The following is a 17,408-nucleotide window of genomic DNA, read 5'->3' on the forward strand; positions in this document are numbered from 1 at the left end:
GCGGCTGCGCCTTGCGCCGCCCCTCATCCGCCCCTTCGGGGCACCTTCTCCCCGCACGCGGGGAGAAGGGAACCCTCAACGCCTCCCTTCTCCCCGCTGGCGGGGAGAAGGTGGCGCGAAGCGCCGGATGAGGGGCTCTTTTAATATCCAGCCGGTGTGGAAAACCAGGGAGTACATCCCGACGGTCCACGCCATGGCCGCGGTCCAGCCGGCGAGGATGTCGCTGGGATAGTGGACGCCGAGGTAGATGCGGGAGAGGCCGACCGCAAGCACGAACGCGGCGGCGAGCGCGGCCACCGGCCAGCGCCAGGCGCGCCAGCGGGGGTCGCGCAGGTGCCACCACAGCAGCACGACCACGCAGGCCAGGGTCATCGAGCCCATCGCGTGCCCGCTGGGGAAGCTGAAGGTGGTTTCCGGCGCGATCGAGGCCCACAGCGCCGGCCGGATCCGACCGAATGCGTGCTTGGCGCCGATGTTGAGCAGCATCGAACCGACGAAGGCCAGGGTCGCGAACAGCCCCGCGCGCCGGCGGCCACGCACCACCAGCGCCAGCACCAGCACGCAGTCGGCGAGGATCACGCCGGTGTAACCGAGCTCCGAAGCCAGCAGGAACACGCCGTCCAGGCCGTCGCCCGCGAGCCGGTGGGCGAAGCGCAACAGCGGCTCGTCGAACGGGAACGGCTCGCCTTCGTGGACCTCATCGGCCAGCTCGCCGAACGCCCACAACGGGAGGCCGACGCCGGCGAACACCAGCAGGAGCCGGACCCAATGGCGGCGCAGGAACGAGGCGCCGAAGCGCGCCTCCTCGCGGACGTTGCGCGCGGCCTCAGCCGGCGTCTTCGGCGACGGGTTGGCGGGCGCCGAAGTGCGCTTCGACATAACGATCGATGATGGCAACGAAGTCGCTGGCGATGCTATCGCCCCGCAGGGTGACGGTCTTTTCACCATCCACGAAGACCGGCGCCGACGGCGCCTCGCCGGTCCCCGGCAGCGAGATGCCGATGTTGGCGTGGCGCGACTCGCCCGGGCCGTTGACCACGCAGCCCATCACCGCGAGTGTCAGGTTCTCCGCGCCGGGATGGGTCACCCGCCACTCGGGCATCTTCGCGCGCACATGCTCCTGCACCACCTTGGCCAGCTCCTGGAAGAACTCGGAGGTGGTGCGGCCGCAGCCCGGGCAGGCGGTGACCATCGGCGTGAACGCGCGCAGGCCCATGGTCTGCAGCAGCTCCTGCGCGACCACCACTTCCTGGGTGCGCGGCGCCCCCGGCTCGGGGGTGAGCGAGATGCGGATGGTGTCGCCGATGCCTTCCTGCAGCAGCACCGCCAACGCGGCACTGGAGGCGACGATGCCCTTGCTGCCGATGCCAGCCTCGGTGAGCCCCAGGTGCAAAGCGAAGTCGCTGCGCGCGGCGAGGTCGCGATAGACCGCGATCAGCTCCTGCACGCCGCTGACCTTGCAGCTCAGGATGATGCGCTCGGCCGGCAGGCCGAGTTCGACCGCGCGCGCGGCCGAATCCAGCGCCGAGCGGATCAGCGCCTCGCGCAGCACCCGGGCGGCGTCCCAGGGATCGGCGCGGCGCGCGTTCTCGTCCATCAACGTGGTCGCCAGCGCCTGGTCGAGCGAGCCCCAGTTGGCGCCGATGCGCACCGGCTTGCCGTACTGGAGCGCGAACTCGATCAGCTGCGCGAACTGCAGGTCCTTCTTCTTGCCGAAGCCGACGTTGCCCGGGTTGATCCGGTACTTGGCCAGCGCGCGCGCGCAGGCCGGTTCCTTCGCGAGCAGCTGGTGGCCGTTGTAGTGGAAGTCGCCGATCACCGGCACGTCCACGCCCATCAAGGCCAGCTTCTCGACGATCCGCGGCACCGCCGCGGCCGCCTCGGGCGTATTCACGGTCACCCGGACCAGCTCCGAGCCCGCGCGCCACAGCTCCGCCACCTGCTTCACGGTGGCGGCGACATCGGCGGTGTCGGTGTTGGTCATCGACTGCACCACGACCGGCGCGTCGCCGCCCACGCGCACGTGGCCGACCCGGACCTGGCGGGTCGGGCGGCGGGCGGCGGGGCCGAACGGCAGGGCGGGCGCGTCTTCCATGCCGTCTATTGTAGGGGCGCTATCCTGTCCGGATGCCGACGCCCCCCGCCCGCAGCGCCCCGACCGGGGAAATCCTCAGCCCCAGCCAGCTCAACACCCTGGCCCGCGACCTGCTGGAGGGCAGCTTCCCGCTGGTGTGGGTGGAAGGCGAGCTGAGCGGCGTCGCCCGCCCCGCCTCCGGGCACCTGTACTTCTGCCTCAAGGACGCGCGCGCCCAGGTGCGCTGCGCGATGTTCAAGCCGAAGAGCACCTGGCTGAAGTTCGCCCCGCGCGAGGGCATGAAGGTGCTGGCGCGCGGCCGGGTCACCCTGTACGAGGCCCGCGGCGAGTACCAGATGGTGCTCGACCACATGGAGGAGGCCGGCGAAGGCGCGCTGCGGCGCGCGTTCGAGGAACTCAAGGCGCGGCTGCAGGCCGAAGGCCTGTTCGACGAGGCGCGCAAGCGCCCCCTGCCCGCCTACGTGCGCCGCCTGGCGGTGATCACCTCGCCCACCGGCGCCGCGGTGCGCGACGTGCTCAGCGTGCTCGGCCGCCGCTTCGGCCTGGTCGAGGTGGACGTGCTGCCGACCCAGGTGCAGGGCGCGACGGCCGCGGCGCAGATCGTGCAGATGCTGCGCAAGGCGGCGGCCAGCGGACGCTACGACGTGGTCCTGCTCGCGCGCGGCGGCGGCTCGCTCGAGGACCTGTGGGCGTTCAACGACGAAGCGCTGGCGCGCGCCATCGCGGCCTCGCCGGTGCCGGTGGTCTCGGCGATCGGCCACGAGACCGACTTCAGCCTGTCGGATTTCGCCGCCGACCTGCGCGCGCCGACGCCCTCGGCCGCGGCCGAACTGCTGGTGCCGCACGCCGACGACCTGCGGCGGCGGCTGAAGGCACTCGACCAGCGCCTCGTGGCGGTGCAGCGGCACAAGTTGCGGCAGGCCGCGCAACGCGCCGACCGCGCCTCGCTGCGGCTGCAGGCACTGCGCCCGCAGGCGCGCTTGCAACTGCTGTGCCAGCGCCAGTCCGAAGCGCTGCGGCGGCTGGCCGCGGCCTGGAACCGGCGCGAGGAACGCGAACGCTCGCGGCTGCGCGAACTGGCGCGTTCGCTGTCGGCGATCAGCCCGCTGGCGACGGTGGCGCGCGGATATTCGATCCTGCAGCGGGAGGACGGGCGCGTGGTACGTGCGGTGGAAGACGTGGCCAGCGGGGATCGCGTGGACGCACGCGTCACCAACGGCACGTTGAAATTGAAAGTCATGTAGAGCCGACCCATGGTCGGCTGCTCTGCGGGAAGCCGACCATGGGTCGGCTCTACAAGGGAGCGGTCATGCTTGAGAATTCCTATCCCTATTACCTCGCCAACCGGCCGGTCGCGGCGAACACCGACCTGGTGGTGCGCGACAAATTTTCCGGCGAGATCGCGACCCGGGTCGCGCAGGCCGATGACGCGGTCGTGGACCAGGCCATCGCCGCGGCCTGGGACGCACGCGCGGCGATGGCCGCGCTGCCGCCCGATGCACGCCGCGACGTGCTCGAACATTGCGTGCGCCGGTTCGGCGAGCGCCAGGAAGAACTGGCGCTGGCCCTGTGCATCGAGGCCGGCAAGCCGATCCGGGACGCGCGCGGCGAGGTCACCCGGCTGATCGACACCTTCCGCATTGCCGCCGGCGAGGCCACGCGCATCGAGGGCGAGACGGTCGAGCTGCAGATCTCCGAACGCACCCGCGGCTATCGCGGGCTGGTGAAGCGCGTGCCGGTGGGCACGTGCAGCTTCATCACCCCGTTCAACTTCCCGCTCAACCTGGTCGCGCACAAGGTCGCGCCCGCGATCGCCGCCGGCTGCCCGTTCGTGCTCAAGCCGTCCGAGCGCACCCCGATCGGCGCGCTGATCATCGGCGAGGTGCTGGCCGAAACCGGCCTGCCCCCGGGCGCGTTCTCGATCCTGCCCTGCCCCGTGGACCAGGCCGACGCGCTGATCGAGGACGAACGCATCTCGCTGCTGAGTTTCACCGGCGGCCTGGTCGGCTGGGACCTGAAGGCGCGCGCCGGACGCAAGAAAGTGGTGCTGGAGCTGGGCGGTAACGCCGCGTGCATCGTGGATGCCGATCCCGGCCGGCCGGTGGACGAGGTCGTGTCGCGGCTGGTGTCGGGCGCCTACTACCAGTCCGGGCAGAGCTGCATCGGCGTGCAGCGGATCTTCGTCCACCGGTCGCAGTACGACGCGCTGCGCGACCAGCTCGCCGCCGCGGTGTCGAAGCTGCGCATGGGCGACCCGCGCGACGAGGACGTGTTCATCGGCCCGATGATCGACGAGGCCGCGGCGCAGCGGGTGGAGGCGTGGATCGCGGACGCGGTGGCAGGCGGCGCCAGGGTACTGGCGGGCGGGGAGCGCAAAGGCAACCTGCTGCCGGCGACGCTGCTGGAGGCCCTGCCGCACGAGGCGGCGCTGTACCGGCAGGAGGCGTTCGGGCCGGTCGCGGCGATGGAACCGTTCGACGACTACGAGGACGCGCTGGCGCGGGTGAACGACAGCGATTTCGGCTTGCAGGCGGGCGTGTTCACCGGCGACCTCGGGCACGCGATGCGGGCCTGGGACGTGCTGGAGGTGGGCGGGGTGATCGTGGGGGACATCCCGAGCTTCCGGGTGGACAACATGCCTTATGGGGGGGTGAAGGGGTCTGGGTTCGGGCGGGAGGGGGTGCGGTATGCGATTGGGGATATGACTGAGCCCAGGTTGCTGGTCATCAGGGACATGTAGAGCCGACCCATGGTCGGCTTGTCGCTTGCGGGTAATGCCGAGCCGACCATGGGTCGGCTCTACCTGGGTTGGGGGTGGCCGTAGAGGTAGCCCTGGCCGAACTGGCAGCCGAGTTCGAGGAGGATGCGGCGCTGCTCCTCGGTCTCGATGCCTTCGCCGATGGTGTCGATGCCGAGGGTGCCGGCGAGCGCCAGGATCGCGCGGACCAGGGCCAGGCTTTCGGCCTGGGTGTCGCCGTCGAGGCCGGCGACGAAGCTGCGGTCGATCTTCAGCGACTGGATCGGGAAGCGGTGCAGGTAGGACAGCGCCGAGAAGCCGGTGCCGAAATCGTCCAGCAAGGCCTGCACGCCGCGCTCGCGCAGGTGGCTGAGCATGCGCAGCGCGCGCGGCGCGTCGTCGAGCAGCGCGACCTCGGTGATCTCGATGCGCAACCGCCGCGGGTCGGCGCCGGCGGCGTCGAGCATCCGCAGCAGGCGGTCGGCGAAGTCGTCGGAACGGAAGTGCCGCGGCGAGACATTGATCGAGACATACACGTCGCGCTGGTCGCGCAGCCAGGCGATCACCCGCTCGTAGATCAGCCAGTCCACCTGCTCGATCAGGCCGCTGTCCTCGCCCACGCCGATGAATTCGCCCGGCGGCAGCGCGCCGTGCAGCTCGTGCTCCCAGCGCAGCAGCGCCTCGTAGCCGACCACGACGCCGTCGGCCAGGCGCACGATCGGCTGGAAATGCGGGACGAAAGCGTCGCCCATGATCGCGCGGCGCAGGTCGGCTTCCAGGTCCAGCAACCGGATCGCGTGCGCGCGCATCGCCTCGTCGAACAGCGCGCTGCGGTCGCGGCCCTCGGCCTTGGCCCGGTACATCGCCGCGTCGGCGTCGCGCAGCAGTTCCTCGCCCAGCCGGTAGCGCGGTTGCCACTGGGCGATGCCGATGCTCGCGGAAGGGAACAGCTCGCGCCCGCCGAGCCACAGGGGCTTGCTGACCGCTTCCAGCACGCGCGCGGCCAGCGCCATGCTGGCGTTGGCGTCGGCGACGCGCTCGGCCAGGATCGCGAACTCGTCGCCACCGAAACGCGCGACCACGCCGTCCTCGCCCAGCGCGGTGGCGATGCGGCGGCCGATCTCGACCAGCATCTCGTCGCCGGCGGCGTGGCCGATCGAGTCGTTGATCAGCTTGAAGCGGTCCAGGTCCAGGAACAGCACGCCGAAGCCGCCCGTGCCCTCCTCGCGCACCCGGGTGATCGCCGCGTCCAGCCGCTCCAGCAGGTGCGGCCGGTTGGGCAGCCCGGTCAGCGCGTCGTGGCGGGCCTGGTGGGTCAGGCGCTGCTCGGCGCGCACGCGCTCGCTGATCTGCGCGCGCAGTTCGCGGTTGGCATTGGCCAGTTCGCGGGTGCGCGACTCGACCCGGAACTCCAGCTCTGCGTGCGCCGCCTTCAGGTGCTCCTGCGCGCGCTTGCGTGCCAGGCCGCCGCCGATGTGGTGGGCGACGAAGGTCAGCAGTTCCTGGTCGCGCGGGGTAAAGCTGATCTCCGGGGTATACGTCTGCACCGCGATCGCGCCGACCACGGTGCTGTCGCGCAGCAGCGGCACGCCCAGCCAGCTATGCGCCAGCGCGCCGTGGCTGCGGACATTGCCGGTGGCCTCGAGTTCGGCGATTCGCGCGCGGTCGGCCAGCAGCGGCTCGCCGTGCAGGATCACGTACTCGGTGAGGCCCTTGGTCAGCTTGCGGGTGACGCGCGCCGCGTCGCGCTCGTCCACCGAGTACGGGAACTCGATCTGGTCGCCTTCCGGGGTCAGCAGCGCGATGTAGAAGTTGCGCGCGTACAGCAATTCGCCGACCACGTTGTGCACGTCGGCGTAGAAGCGCTCGAGGCTGCCGGCGGTGACCGACAACTCGGTGATCCGGTACAGCGCCCGCTGCAGGCGCTCGGCGCGCTGGCGTTCGACGATCTCCGCCTGCAGCACCAGGTTGGCCTGCTGCAGCTCCAGGGTGCGCTCGTCGACCCGGCGCTCCAGCTCGATCTGCGCGTTCTTGCGGTCCAGCGCGGTGAGGATGTGCTGGGCCACGTATTCCAGCAGCGCGCGGTCCTCGTTGCTGTAGCTGGCCGGGTGGTCGTAGCTCTGGACCACGATCGCGCCGCAGACGCGGTCGTCGCGGCGCATCGGCACGCCCAGCCAGTCGGCGCTGTCCGGGCCGTGGCGCAGGTCGAGCTGCACGCCCATCTCGTGGCGCAGCCGCGCCGAAGGCCCCAGCAGCGGCTTGCCGTGGCGCAGCAGGGCCACGGTCAGGCTGTTGGGCATTTCCGAGACCGAGGTTTCCTCCTCCGGATCGGCCACGTAGGGATCCAGGCGGTCGGCGAAGTACAGGAAGCGCACCGACTGGCGGACATCGTCGTAGAGCACGATGTAGAAGTTCTCGGCATACATCAGCCCGCCGACCACCGCGTGGATGCGGGCCAGCATCTCCTGCATCTCCAGCCCGGAGCCGGCGAGGTCGGCGATCTCGTACAGCGCCTGCTGCAGCCGCTGCGCCTTCTGCAGCGCCTCGATCCGGGCCTGCGCGCGCCACGAAGTCAGGGTCGCGGCGACGGTGCGGCGCGCGAGCGCGATCCAGGCCTTGCGCGAGGCCGGCGGCAGCGGCTCGCCCAGGCGCGCGGCGAGCGCAATCCGGGCGTCGCCCTCGCTCCAGTGCTCGACGATCGCGTGCTCGTCCGCCCGCGGCGTCTCGCCGTCGAGGCTGGCCTCGGCATGCACGTGCAGCCACGGCGGCGCGCCGGCGGCCTCGGACAGGCCTTCGCCGGTATCCGGGTCACGCCAGCGCACGACCACGCTGGAGCCGGTGGGCAGGGTATCGGTCAGCGCGCCGGCCAGGCTCGCCAGGGTCGGCGCCGTCCCCGCGGCCGGGACCGGTCGCGATTCGGTGGCTTCGACGCCTGAGTCCACGCTGCCCCCCACACTCCCCATGGCCGCAGCATAACGCCGCCGGCAGACCTGGCCGCAACCCGCGACCGCCGCGCATCGCTTACGCTGGCGTGATGAGCGACACACTTGCGGCACCGGCCGCGTTCAGCCTGGAAGTGAAGCACAGCCGCTTCCTGGCCCAGGCGGCGCCGGTGGACACGCCCGCGGCGGCGCTGGCGTTCCTGGAATCGGTTGCGGACCCCGCCGCGACCCACAACTGCTGGGCCTACCGGATCGGCGCGGAGTACCGCTCCAGCGACGACGGCGAACCGGCGGGCACCGCCGGGCGCCCGATCCTGGCCGCGATCGACGGCCAGGGCTGCGACCGGGTGATGGTGGTGGTGACCCGCTGGTTCGGCGGCATCAAGCTGGGCGCCGGCGGCCTGGTGCGGGCCTACGGCGGGGCCGCGGCCGAGTGCCTGCGCAGCGCGGAACGGGTGCCGATCGTGCCGATGTGCGAGTTGACGGTGCTGGCCGGCTTCGAGGATTTGGGCGCGGTGCACGCCGCGCTGGCGAGCGTGGGCGCGGAGAAGCTGGAAGAGCGCTTCGAGCCCGACGGCCTGCATTTGCGCCTGTCGCTGCCCTGCGACCGCGCACAGGCCCTGCGCACGCAGCTGCGCGATGCGACCCGCGATCGCGCGACAATATCGGAATGAGCGACCCCCGACCGACCGAAAAGGCGCCCGTCGGCAGCCTGCGCGCCCTGTGGCCGTTCGTGCGTGCGCACCGCGGCCTGTTCGCCGCGTGGCTGGTAGCCCTGGCCTGTTCGTCCACCGCGACCCTGAGCCTGCCGGTGGCCGTGCGCCAGATGATCGACCAGGGCTTCTCCAGCAGCGCCAATATCAACCGCGCCTTCGGGCTGCTGTTCCTGGTGGCGCTGGCCCTCGCACTGGCGACCGCGGCCCGCTTCTATTTTGTCTCGCTGCTGGGCGAACGCGTGGTCGCCGACCTGCGCGGCAAGCTGTACACCCACCTGCTCGGGCTGGACGCGGCGTTCTTCGACCGCAGCCGCACCGGCGAGCTGGTCTCGCGCCTCACCGCCGACGCCGAACTGCTGCGCAGCGTGGTCGGCTCCAGCATGTCGGTGGCACTGCGCAGCCTGGTCACGGTGGTCGGCGCGATCGCGATGATGTTCGTCACCAGCCCGCACCTGGCCAGCTATGCCCTGTTCGGGATCCCGCTGGCGGTGCTGCCGATCGTGCTCGGCGCACGACGGCTGCAGAAGATGTCGCGCGCCAGCCAGGACCGGGTGGCCGACGCGAACATGCTCGCGACCGAGACCCTGGGCGCGGTGCGCACGGTGCAGGCGCACGCGCGCGAACCGTTCGAGCGCGAGCGTTTCGGCAGCGCGCTGGCGACCGCGGTGGCGACCGCGCGCCGGCGCATCGGCGCGCAGGCGATCGTGACCGCGGTGGCGATCGTGCTGATCTTCGGCGCGATCACCCTGGTCCTGTGGTCGGGCGCACAGGAGGTCGTGGACGGGACCATGACCCCGGGCACGCTCGGCCAGTTCGTGCTGTACGCGCTGATCGGCGGCGGCTCGGTGGGCTCGCTGGCGGAAGTGTGGAACGAACTGCAGCGCGCGGCCGGAGGCATGGGCCGGATCAGCGAACTGCTGCAGCAGCAACCGCACGTAGTGGCGCCCGCGCAGCCGACCGCCCTGCCCCGACCGGTACGCGGAGCACTGCGCTTCGAGGACGTCACCTTCCACTACCCGATGCGCCCGGACCTGCCGGCGCTGGAACACTTCAGCCTCAGCGTCCGCCCGGGCGAGACCGTGGCCCTGGTCGGGCCGTCCGGCGCGGGCAAGAGCACCGTGTTCACCCTGCTGCTGCGTTTCCACGACCCGGAAAGCGGGCGCCTCACCCTGGATGGCATCGACGTGCGCGAACTGGATCCGGCGGCGTTGCGCCAGGTGATCGCGCTGGTCCCGCAGGCGCCGACGATCTTCGCCGCCAGCGCCGCGGACAACATCCGCTACGGGCGGCTGGACGCCAGCGACGCCGAGGTACGCGCCGCGGCCGAGACCGCCGAGGCCGACGCCTTCCTGGATGCCCTGCCCGAGGGCTTCGCCAGCGAGCTGGGCGAGCGCGGCGCGCGCCTGTCCGGCGGCCAGCAGCAGCGCGTGGCGATCGCCCGCGCGGTGCTGAAGGACGCGCCGGTGCTGCTGCTGGACGAGGCCACCAGCGCCCTGGACGCCCAGAGCGAACGCGCGGTGCAGCACGCGCTGGAGAAGCTGATGGCCGGCCGGACCACGCTGGTCATCGCGCACCGGCTGGCGACCATCCTCAAGGCCGACCGGATCGTGGTCATGGACCGGGGCCGGATCGTGGCCGAGGGCAGCCACGAGGCGCTCATGGCCCAGGGCGGCCTGTACGCGGAACTGGCCAAGCTGCAGTTCCTGGACTGAGCCGGCCGCATCTCTGTTCTCCGGCTGGTTTACCGGCTGAGCGTCCGTTCCAGGATGCCGTCGAGGGGGAGGTCGTCCGGCAGCGTGCCGAAGGCGCCCGCGTGCGGCGTTGCCACGCGGCTGGCGTGGAAGGCCGCGGCGACCGGGCTACCGGCCTGGTGCAGGACGCTGGCCTGGAGCGCCAGGGCGAGGGATTCGACGAAGCGCCTGGCGGCGGCCTCGGGGACGCTGGCGCCACCATTGAGGGGCCCACGCGGGCTTTGCAGCAGCGCCTGGTCGACAGGGGCGTCCTGGAGTTCGCGCCACAGCGCGGCGCCAGTGGCAGGTTCCTTCGACAAGGCCCGCAGGACGTCCAGGCACTGGATGTTGCCGCTGCCTTCCCAGATCGAGTTCAGCGGCGCCTGCCGGTACAGGCGCGGCAGCAGCGATTCCTCGATGTAGCCATTGCCGCCGAGGCATTCGAGCGCTTCGGCGACGAACATCGGCGCGCGCTTGCAGATCCAGTACTTGCCGACCGCCGTGGCGACGCGAGCAAACGCGGCCTCGCTTTCGTCGTGCGGCGCGGCATCGACCGCGCGGGCGACGCGCATGGACAGCGCGAGCGCCGCCTCGGCCTCGATCGCCAGGTCGGCTAGCACGTTTCGCATCAGCGGCTGGTCCACCAGTGGCTTCCCAAAAGCGATGCGATGACGGCAGTGGTGGATCGCCTGCGCCACCGCCATGCGCATCAATCCCGCCGACCCGAGCATGCAGTCCAGGCGGGTCAGCATCACCATCTCGAGGATGGTGGCGATGCCCCGCCCCTCCTCGCCGACACGCCAGGCGCGGGCGCCATGAAACTCGACTTCCGAGGACGCATTCGACCAGTCGCCCAGCTTGTCCTTGAGCCGCTGCAGCGCGAACGCATTCTTCTCGCCGTTCGGCAGGCGCCGCGGCAGCAGGAAACAGGTGAGACCGCCCGGTGCCTGGGCCAGGACCAGGAAGCCGTCGGACATCGGCGCGGAGAAGAACCACTTGTGGCCGGTGAGTGCGTAAGGCGCGGCAGGATCATCGGGTTCGGTGGGCCTCGGCGTCGCCGTGGTCGTGTTCGCGCGCACGTCGCTGCCACCCTGCTTCTCGGTCATGCCCATGCCGAGGGTGATGCCGGGCTTGTCGGCCAGCGGAAGCTCGCGCGGGTCGTAGTGCGGCGCGGCCGCCTTGTCGGCCCATGCGCGCAATCCGGGCTCCCGGCGCAACACCGGCACCGCCGCGTGGGTCATGGTAAGCGGGCAACTGCTGCCCGGCTCGGCCTGGTAGTGCAGGTAGCTCAGCGCCGCGCGCGCCACGTGCGCGCCGGGCGCGGGCTCGGCCCAGGACAGGCCGGCGACGCCGTGTTCGATCGCGGCACGCATGATCGCGTGGTAATTCGGATGGAAATCGACCCGATCGATGCGGCGGCCGGCGGCGTCCAGGGCGCGCAGGCGCGGACGGTCGCGGTGGGCGTCGTGCGACAACGCGAGCAGTTCGCCGCCGGCGAGCGCGCCATAGGCGGCGATGCGCCCGGCGAACGCGGACGCGCCCTCGCGGGACACCGCTTCGCGCAAGGCGGCATCGTCCTGCCACAGGTCGCGCGGGGCGAAGGCGGGTGGCTGGTTGTCGCCTGCGATGCGGACGTGGAAGTCGGCCATCCCGGAAATCTACTCCGAACAACGGTCCAGGGGACTGAGGACGCCGGCCCCGCCGCGGTTGAGCACATGGGTATAGATCTGCGTGGTGGCGACGTCCTTGTGGCCCAGCAACTCCTGGATCGTGCGGATGTCGTAGCCCGCTTCGAGGAGGTGGGTGGCGAACGAATGGCGGAGCGTGTGCGCGCTCACCGGCTTCACGACCCCGGCCTTGCGTGCGGCGGACTTGAGCGCGCGGGACAGCAGGCCGTCGTCCAGGTGGTGGCGGCGCTCGATGCCGTCGCGCGGATCGATCGAGCGCTCGTTGGCGGCAAACACGTACTGCCACCCGAATTCGCGCGGCGCCGACGGATACTTCCGCGCCAGCGCGTTGGGCAACCAGACCGCGCCGAAACCCTGCTCCAGGTCCGCCTGGTGGAGCCGTCGCGCCCGCTCCACCTCGCGTTCGAGCGGCTCTACCAGCGTCCTGGGCAGCATGGTCCTGCGGTCCTTGCCGCCCTTGCCATCGCGGACGAGGATCTCGTTACGGCGGAAGTCCAGGTCCTTCACCCGCAACCGCAGGCACTCCATCAAGCGCATCCCGGTGCCGTATAGCAGGCTGGCCACCAGCCACGGACGGCCCTCCATCAGCGCCAGGGTCGCATTCACTTCCGACACGGACAGGACGGTCGGCAAGCGACGCGGACGCTTGGCCCGGGTCAAGTTGTCCATCCACGGCAGCTCGATATCGAGCACCTCGCGGTACAGGAACAGCAGTGCCGACAAGGCCTGGTTCTGGGTATTGGCGGCCACCCTGCCCTCGTTGGCCAGGCGCGACAGGAACGCCTCGATCTCGGGCGCGCCCATGTCGCGCGGGTGGCGTTTGCCGTTGGCCAAAATGAACCGGCGGATCCAGCCGATGTAGATCGCCTCGGTGCGCAAGCTGTAGTGTTTGACCCGGCATCGTCGGCGAACCTGCTCCAGCAGGCGCGGCTTTGGCGTGGCCGAGGTGCCCTGTGTTATTGCCCCATCCTTTCGGATATGCACCATGGTGACCTCGCGATTTGCGATATCTCATGGCAATGATGGGGCGGGAGCGAGCCTGCCGGTGTCAGGCAAGTGCTTGATCTGTGGTCGGAAGTGTTCCTTGACCTGGGGGGAGACGAGGATGAATATCGGGGGCGTACGGCGCCCGATTGGCGCTACATGTTGTTAGGTGCCATGGGAGACATCCGGGATTTCGACAAGCTCTTGGCCTACCTCAAGCGGGTTCCGGCCATTTCGTCTGCTGCCATTGGTACGGGCCGCTTCGACGATGGCAATTGGTGGGTCAAGTTCGGCATAGAAATTACGCATCCGTTGGCGTGGCACGTCGTTCAAGAGTTCGGCTGCGTTCTTAACTACCTCTCCATCAATGAGCGCCTACCGGCGGTTTTCATGCCGGTGTCACCCGCACCCTATCTCAATGGTGGACCGGAGGATTACCTATCCTGGGTCATTGAGTCTAAAGATCCATCGTTCAAGCCCGGGACCGTCGCGGAGTGGCTGGAGGGGCGCTTACCTCGCCCTGTAGATGATCCGGAGCAGTGGGAGTTCGCGGATGGCACCTAACAATTCGTTCAAGCCGAACCTACTTCGCTACACCAACAACATGGCAGGTAAAGCTTGCCATGTTGTTGGCTACGCTACGTAGGTCGGCTTAACTCAGGTGTTAGGCGCCACAGCATGCGTCTCTGGTCATTGCACCCAAGATATCTAGACCCACAAGGTCTAGTTGCGCTTTGGCGTGAGGCACTACTGGCAAAGGCAGTACTCCGCGGCGAGACTCGTGGCTATACCCGCCATCCGCAGCTAGAGCGTTTCAAGATGCATCGCCAACCTCGCTCAGCCATAAACTCGTATCTGGCGACGATCCACGCCGAGGCAACACATCGAGGCTACGCCTTCGACCGCTCCAAGATCGGCCCGATCCGGGCCGTTCAATCTATCCCGGTCAGTTCCGGCCAAATAGCATGTGAGTGGCAGCATTTACAACGCAAGCTGTTGGCTCGCAGTCCAGCCATGCTGGTCCAATGGAGCAGCGTACTCACTCCAACGTGCCATCCTCTGTTCCGTTCTCAACCTGGCCCGGTGGCATCATGGGAGCGGGCGTCGGGTGGCGCCTAACATTGCGTTCAAGCCGAAATTGCATCGCTACGCCGTCCATATGGCAGAAAGAGCTTGCCATATGGCCAGCTACGCGCTGCAATTCGGCTTAACTTGAGCGTTAGGCCGCTAAAACACTGCCTGCTGCGAGAGGAAGCACGATGGAAACACTCAAAACTGTCGCATACTTCTTCGGTGTCATTGCATTTGGCATGTGGCTCTTTCGCCGTTCTTGGCTAGAAGCAGAGATCCGTCGCAATGACTCTAGCGAGGCACCCTCTGACCAGCAGATCCGCTGGCACATTCGACACCTTCGCGAAGACATGCATGCGCTCGTCCTCATCAACTACACGCTACTAATTGTTGTAGCGGCAGCTGTTGTGTTCGAGATTTAATGGCCGCCACATTTAGGGAGGCGCGCCCTAACATTGCGTTCAAGCCGAAATTGCATCGCTACGCCGTTCACATGGCAGAAAAAGCTTGCCATGTGCCCGGCTACGCGCTGCAATTCGGCTTAACTTGAGCGTTAGATCTGCCATGCGCATCATCGCAACTGTCGCCATCTGCTTTCTTAGCCTCGGCTGCAGCGCGGCTGGGCCTAGCGTATTGCGAACTGACTCTCTGTCGCTAAAGACAGGCGGCGCTCCGTTTGAGGCCCAGTTCACTGTGGCGCTTTCTGCTAGCGGCTCACTTAACGTGCGCCGCTATGGTCCACCGCACGTCATACCGCGCGATGAGCAATTCCACCTCACCACTGCAGAGGCGGCGAGGCTATTGCGTCTCGCCGCCGACTCAACAGACTTTGGTGCCGGCTGCGGCAAGGTGGTCGACGGCACCGCTGCTGCCATGGAGGTCACATTTTCCGGGGCAAGCCAGTCGTTCTCTTGCGCCGGCGCACCCAAGTGGCCAATTGGGGCAAAAACAGCTGATTTCTTGTCGGCCCTCAACAAGCAGTTGCCTGACGATCTCCAAGTATTCTGAGGGCAAATCTAACAATGCGTTCAAGCCGAAATTGCATCGCTACGCCGTTCACATGGCAGAAAAAGCTTGCCATGTGCCCGGCTACGCGCTGCAATTCGGCTTAACTTGAGCGTTAGGTGCCTATGGTTGCTTCCCGCAAAACTTGGCAGACCTATGAGGATGTAGCTAGGTTCATGCTTAGCGATCTGCGCGATCGTTTCGGGATCGAGGAGGTTGAGGGCAAGCAGTCCCTCGTTGGTGAGAGCGGAGCGACTTGGGAGATTGAGGGAAAAGCAATCAACAGCCCAATAGCTGGGGGATTTCTAGTAATTGAGTGCAGACGCTACACAAATAGACGCCTCAACCAAGAATCAATCGGCGGTGTCGCATTTCGCATACTGGATCTTGGCGCAAGCGGAGGGATTGTGGTTTCACCGCTTGAGCTTCAAGCAGGAGCCAAACTAGTAGCCTCCTCTAGCAACATATTTCATGTGCAACTCGCACCATGGAGCACCGCGGAGGACTACTTGGCAAAGTTTCTTGGCCAATCATTTCACAGAGTCAGCGTCACGTCCGGGGTCCAACTTGGGGACCATGCAGAGGCCGCTGTGATCTCAAAGCGAAAGCCCGGCGACGGCACCTAACATTGCGTTCAAGCCGAAATTGGATCGCTACGCCGTCAACATGGCAGGAAGAGCTTGCCATGTTGCCAGCTACGCGCTCCAATTCGGCTTAACTTGAGCGTTAGGCCGCACCACTTGTCTCCGCAAGAAAAGGGAAATCGCAATCAAAAGTGCCGCCGATGCGGCCGACTCGGGAGCGCTTACGCCTTGCCATATCTCTACACACCCAGGAATGATGAGCGTCATGGCACTGGTGTTCATGGCAGCAATCATCTCACTTTTCATTCTGACTCCACTTTGAGCTCCACTGTGGACCCACCCTATCTCACCCGTGAGGATCAACTCGCCGCAACCTACAGAGCTCAGGCGCCAGTTGCAGGCTTTACTGGCAACCAACTTCCCACGCGGCTAGGTCGGGCAACTCATCATCTTGAGTCCGTCGATTAGGAGCCATGATGTTACTTACCTTCTTGTTCTACGCGACGCTTATCGGGCTGGCTATCTATGTGCTCCAAAGAATGTTGAATCCACCGATGACATTCGATAGATACAAAGCCAAGTTCCCACATCTCGTGAAGGATGGGCGTGTTCACTGTTCGAGTTGCTCAGGCACCTCCATTTGGATGAAGCACGTCAGCGGATCACCATTCGGGTCGACCTACATGCATTCGTGCAGAAGTTGTGGAGCGGATCTATATCAGTCCAAGGGAAAGTAACTGGTGCGTGGGACCGACGTAACCAGCGGTCCCCATTTGCGACCTAACAAGGCGTTCAAGCCGAAATTGCATCGCTACGCCGACAACATGGCCAATAGAGCTTGCCATGTTGTCGGCTACGCGCTGCAATTCGGCTTAACTTGAGCGTTAGGCATTAGGGGAGAGCTTCGTGACGCCTGAAATAGCCTTTGCAATTGGTGTCGTGGCCCTGGGGTGCCTAGCTCTCGTGTCCAAGCTGCTGCCGAAGCGACTGCCTCCTGAAAAGACATTCAGATGTTCTCGGTGCAATTCCGTGTCGCGTCATAGCAACCGCACGATCGAAGCGTGGCGCAGCAACAAAACTCAGTTCTTCTGCCAAGCTTGCCATGCCAAGTGGCTGCAGTCCCGACCGCATCAGGAGCGAGAGCGATACTCCGCGAGCCGCTCAAATTCTGGTTGCCTTGGAGTCGTAGCGTTGCTGGCACTTCTACCGTTTGGCGTCATTTTGGTGCGGGCTTATGCCTAACATTGCGTTCAAGCCGAAATTGCATCGCTACTCCGTCAACATGGCAGAAAGAGCTTGCCATGTTGCCAGCTACGCGCTGCAATTCGGCTTAACTTGAGCGTTAGGCGCAGTGCCACACCAAACCTGACCAGCGAGCACGAGCTAGATGGCTTGCCTTGAAACATTTGCCTCAATACGCGTGTTCTCGACTTCAATGCATCCCGACGAGATTACGAGGCTGTTGGAGATCGAGCCCACAGTTGCTCGCCCGCTCGATCCCTCCTCAAAATATCGGAGTCGCAGAGAAAGCCATTATTGGGACTGGGAGAGTCGAGCCTCCGCTCCGCTGCAAGATGGCCGGGCGCACATCACTGCCGTACTGGACGTACTGGACGGCAAAGAGTCCGCCCTATCTCACTTGAAAGAGCACGGTTGCGAAATCGACATCTGCTGCTATTGGGTGTCCTCGGGCCAAGGCGGACCGTCATTGGACTCACCCACGCTGGAGCGTCTCGCTCGTCTGGGCTTACCTATCTGGTGGGACGTCTATTTTGGCAATGTTGAGGAATACGAAGGGGGCGCCTAACAATGCGTTCAAGCCGACATCGTTCCACGGGCTGGGCCAGGCGGCAGAT

At 67.1% G+C, this 17,408-nt stretch carries 15 protein-coding genes; 10 read left to right on the forward strand and 5 right to left on the reverse strand.

Going from position 1 to position 17,408, the window contains the following annotated elements:
* Window positions 1-75: 75 nt before the first annotated feature.
* Window positions 76-879 (reverse strand): phosphatase PAP2 family protein, encoded by an 804-nt coding sequence (locus ACIY1X_RS15760; RefSeq protein WP_399682117.1) that lies wholly within the window; start codon window positions 877-879, stop codon window positions 76-78.
* Window positions 827-2,095: a flavodoxin-dependent (E)-4-hydroxy-3-methylbut-2-enyl-diphosphate synthase gene (ispG, locus tag ACIY1X_RS15765; RefSeq protein WP_399682119.1), complete on the reverse strand. Its 1,269-nt coding sequence runs from the start codon at window positions 2,093-2,095 to the stop codon at window positions 827-829. The genes ACIY1X_RS15760 and ispG overlap by 53 nt, the downstream gene beginning before the upstream one ends.
* Window positions 2,096-2,127: 32 nt before the next feature.
* Here ispG and xseA point away from each other — a divergent pair, with 32 nt between their 5' ends.
* Complete coding sequence (xseA, locus tag ACIY1X_RS15770; protein ID WP_399682122.1) at window positions 2,128-3,339, forward strand: exodeoxyribonuclease VII large subunit; 1,212 nt, start codon at window positions 2,128-2,130, stop codon at window positions 3,337-3,339.
* 65 nt (window positions 3,340-3,404) lie between these two features.
* A complete protein-coding gene (locus ACIY1X_RS15775; protein ID WP_399682125.1) occupies window positions 3,405-4,835 on the forward strand; it encodes an aldehyde dehydrogenase family protein in 1,431 nt (476 codons plus the stop codon).
* A 59-nt stretch (window positions 4,836-4,894) separates the two neighbouring features.
* Here the strand turns inward: ACIY1X_RS15775 and ACIY1X_RS15780 are convergent, their stop codons facing one another.
* Window positions 4,895-7,774: an EAL domain-containing protein gene (locus ACIY1X_RS15780; protein WP_399682128.1), complete on the reverse strand. Its 2,880-nt coding sequence runs from the start codon at window positions 7,772-7,774 to the stop codon at window positions 4,895-4,897.
* Between the two features lie 92 nt (window positions 7,775-7,866).
* On the opposite strand from ACIY1X_RS15780, the gene ACIY1X_RS15785 reads away from it, so the two are divergent.
* Window positions 7,867-8,448, forward strand: coding sequence for an IMPACT family protein (locus ACIY1X_RS15785; RefSeq protein ID WP_399682131.1), 582 nt, complete (start codon window positions 7,867-7,869; stop codon window positions 8,446-8,448).
* Window positions 8,445-10,202 carry an ABC transporter transmembrane domain-containing protein gene (locus ACIY1X_RS15790; protein ID WP_399682133.1) on the forward strand — a complete coding sequence of 586 codons (1,758 nt, stop codon included), beginning with the start codon at window positions 8,445-8,447 and terminating at the stop codon, window positions 10,200-10,202. Before ACIY1X_RS15785 ends, ACIY1X_RS15790 begins: the two co-directional genes overlap by 4 nt.
* A 29-nt stretch (window positions 10,203-10,231) precedes the next feature.
* Here ACIY1X_RS15790 and ACIY1X_RS15795 read toward each other — a convergent pair whose 3' ends face one another.
* Entirely contained in the window at window positions 10,232-11,869 is a 1,638-nt protein-coding gene (locus tag ACIY1X_RS15795; protein WP_399682136.1) for an acyl-CoA dehydrogenase family protein, read from the reverse strand.
* A gap of 9 nt (window positions 11,870-11,878) precedes the next feature.
* Window positions 11,879-12,895 carry an integron integrase gene (locus ACIY1X_RS15800; protein WP_399682139.1) on the reverse strand — a complete coding sequence of 339 codons (1,017 nt, stop codon included), beginning with the start codon at window positions 12,893-12,895 and terminating at the stop codon, window positions 11,879-11,881.
* A gap of 69 nt (window positions 12,896-12,964) precedes the next feature.
* Here ACIY1X_RS15800 and ACIY1X_RS15805 point away from each other — a divergent pair, with 69 nt between their 5' ends.
* The 6 genes from ACIY1X_RS15805 to ACIY1X_RS15830 all read left to right on the forward strand — a co-directional run bounded on the left by ACIY1X_RS15805 (window position 12,965) and on the right by ACIY1X_RS15830 (window position 17,359).
* The gene (locus tag ACIY1X_RS15805) at window positions 12,965-13,456 is read left to right on the forward strand and encodes a hypothetical protein (RefSeq protein ID WP_399682142.1); all 492 of its coding nucleotides are present in this window, start codon (window positions 12,965-12,967) and stop codon (window positions 13,454-13,456) included.
* Window positions 13,457-13,570: 114 nt separating this feature from the next.
* Window positions 13,571-14,011 carry a pyrimidine dimer DNA glycosylase/endonuclease V gene (locus ACIY1X_RS15810; protein WP_399682144.1) on the forward strand — a complete coding sequence of 147 codons (441 nt, stop codon included), beginning with the start codon at window positions 13,571-13,573 and terminating at the stop codon, window positions 14,009-14,011.
* Between the two features lie 140 nt (window positions 14,012-14,151).
* A complete protein-coding gene (locus ACIY1X_RS15815) occupies window positions 14,152-14,385 on the forward strand; it encodes a hypothetical protein (RefSeq protein ID WP_399682147.1) in 234 nt (77 codons plus the stop codon).
* 142 nt (window positions 14,386-14,527) lie between these two features.
* A complete protein-coding gene (locus tag ACIY1X_RS15820) occupies window positions 14,528-14,971 on the forward strand; it encodes a hypothetical protein (RefSeq protein ID WP_399682150.1) in 444 nt (147 codons plus the stop codon).
* 122 nt (window positions 14,972-15,093) lie between these two features.
* Complete coding sequence (locus ACIY1X_RS15825; protein ID WP_399682152.1) at window positions 15,094-15,594, forward strand: hypothetical protein; 501 nt, start codon at window positions 15,094-15,096, stop codon at window positions 15,592-15,594.
* 1,393 nt (window positions 15,595-16,987) lie between these two features.
* Window positions 16,988-17,359: a DUF4279 domain-containing protein gene (locus ACIY1X_RS15830; RefSeq protein WP_399682155.1), complete on the forward strand. Its 372-nt coding sequence runs from the start codon at window positions 16,988-16,990 to the stop codon at window positions 17,357-17,359.
* The last annotated feature ends 49 nt before the right edge of the window (window positions 17,360-17,408 follow it).

The organism is Xenophilus sp., assembly GCF_044462705.1.
GTDB classification, from domain to species: domain Bacteria; phylum Pseudomonadota; class Gammaproteobacteria; order Burkholderiales; family Burkholderiaceae_C; genus Xenophilus; species Xenophilus azovorans.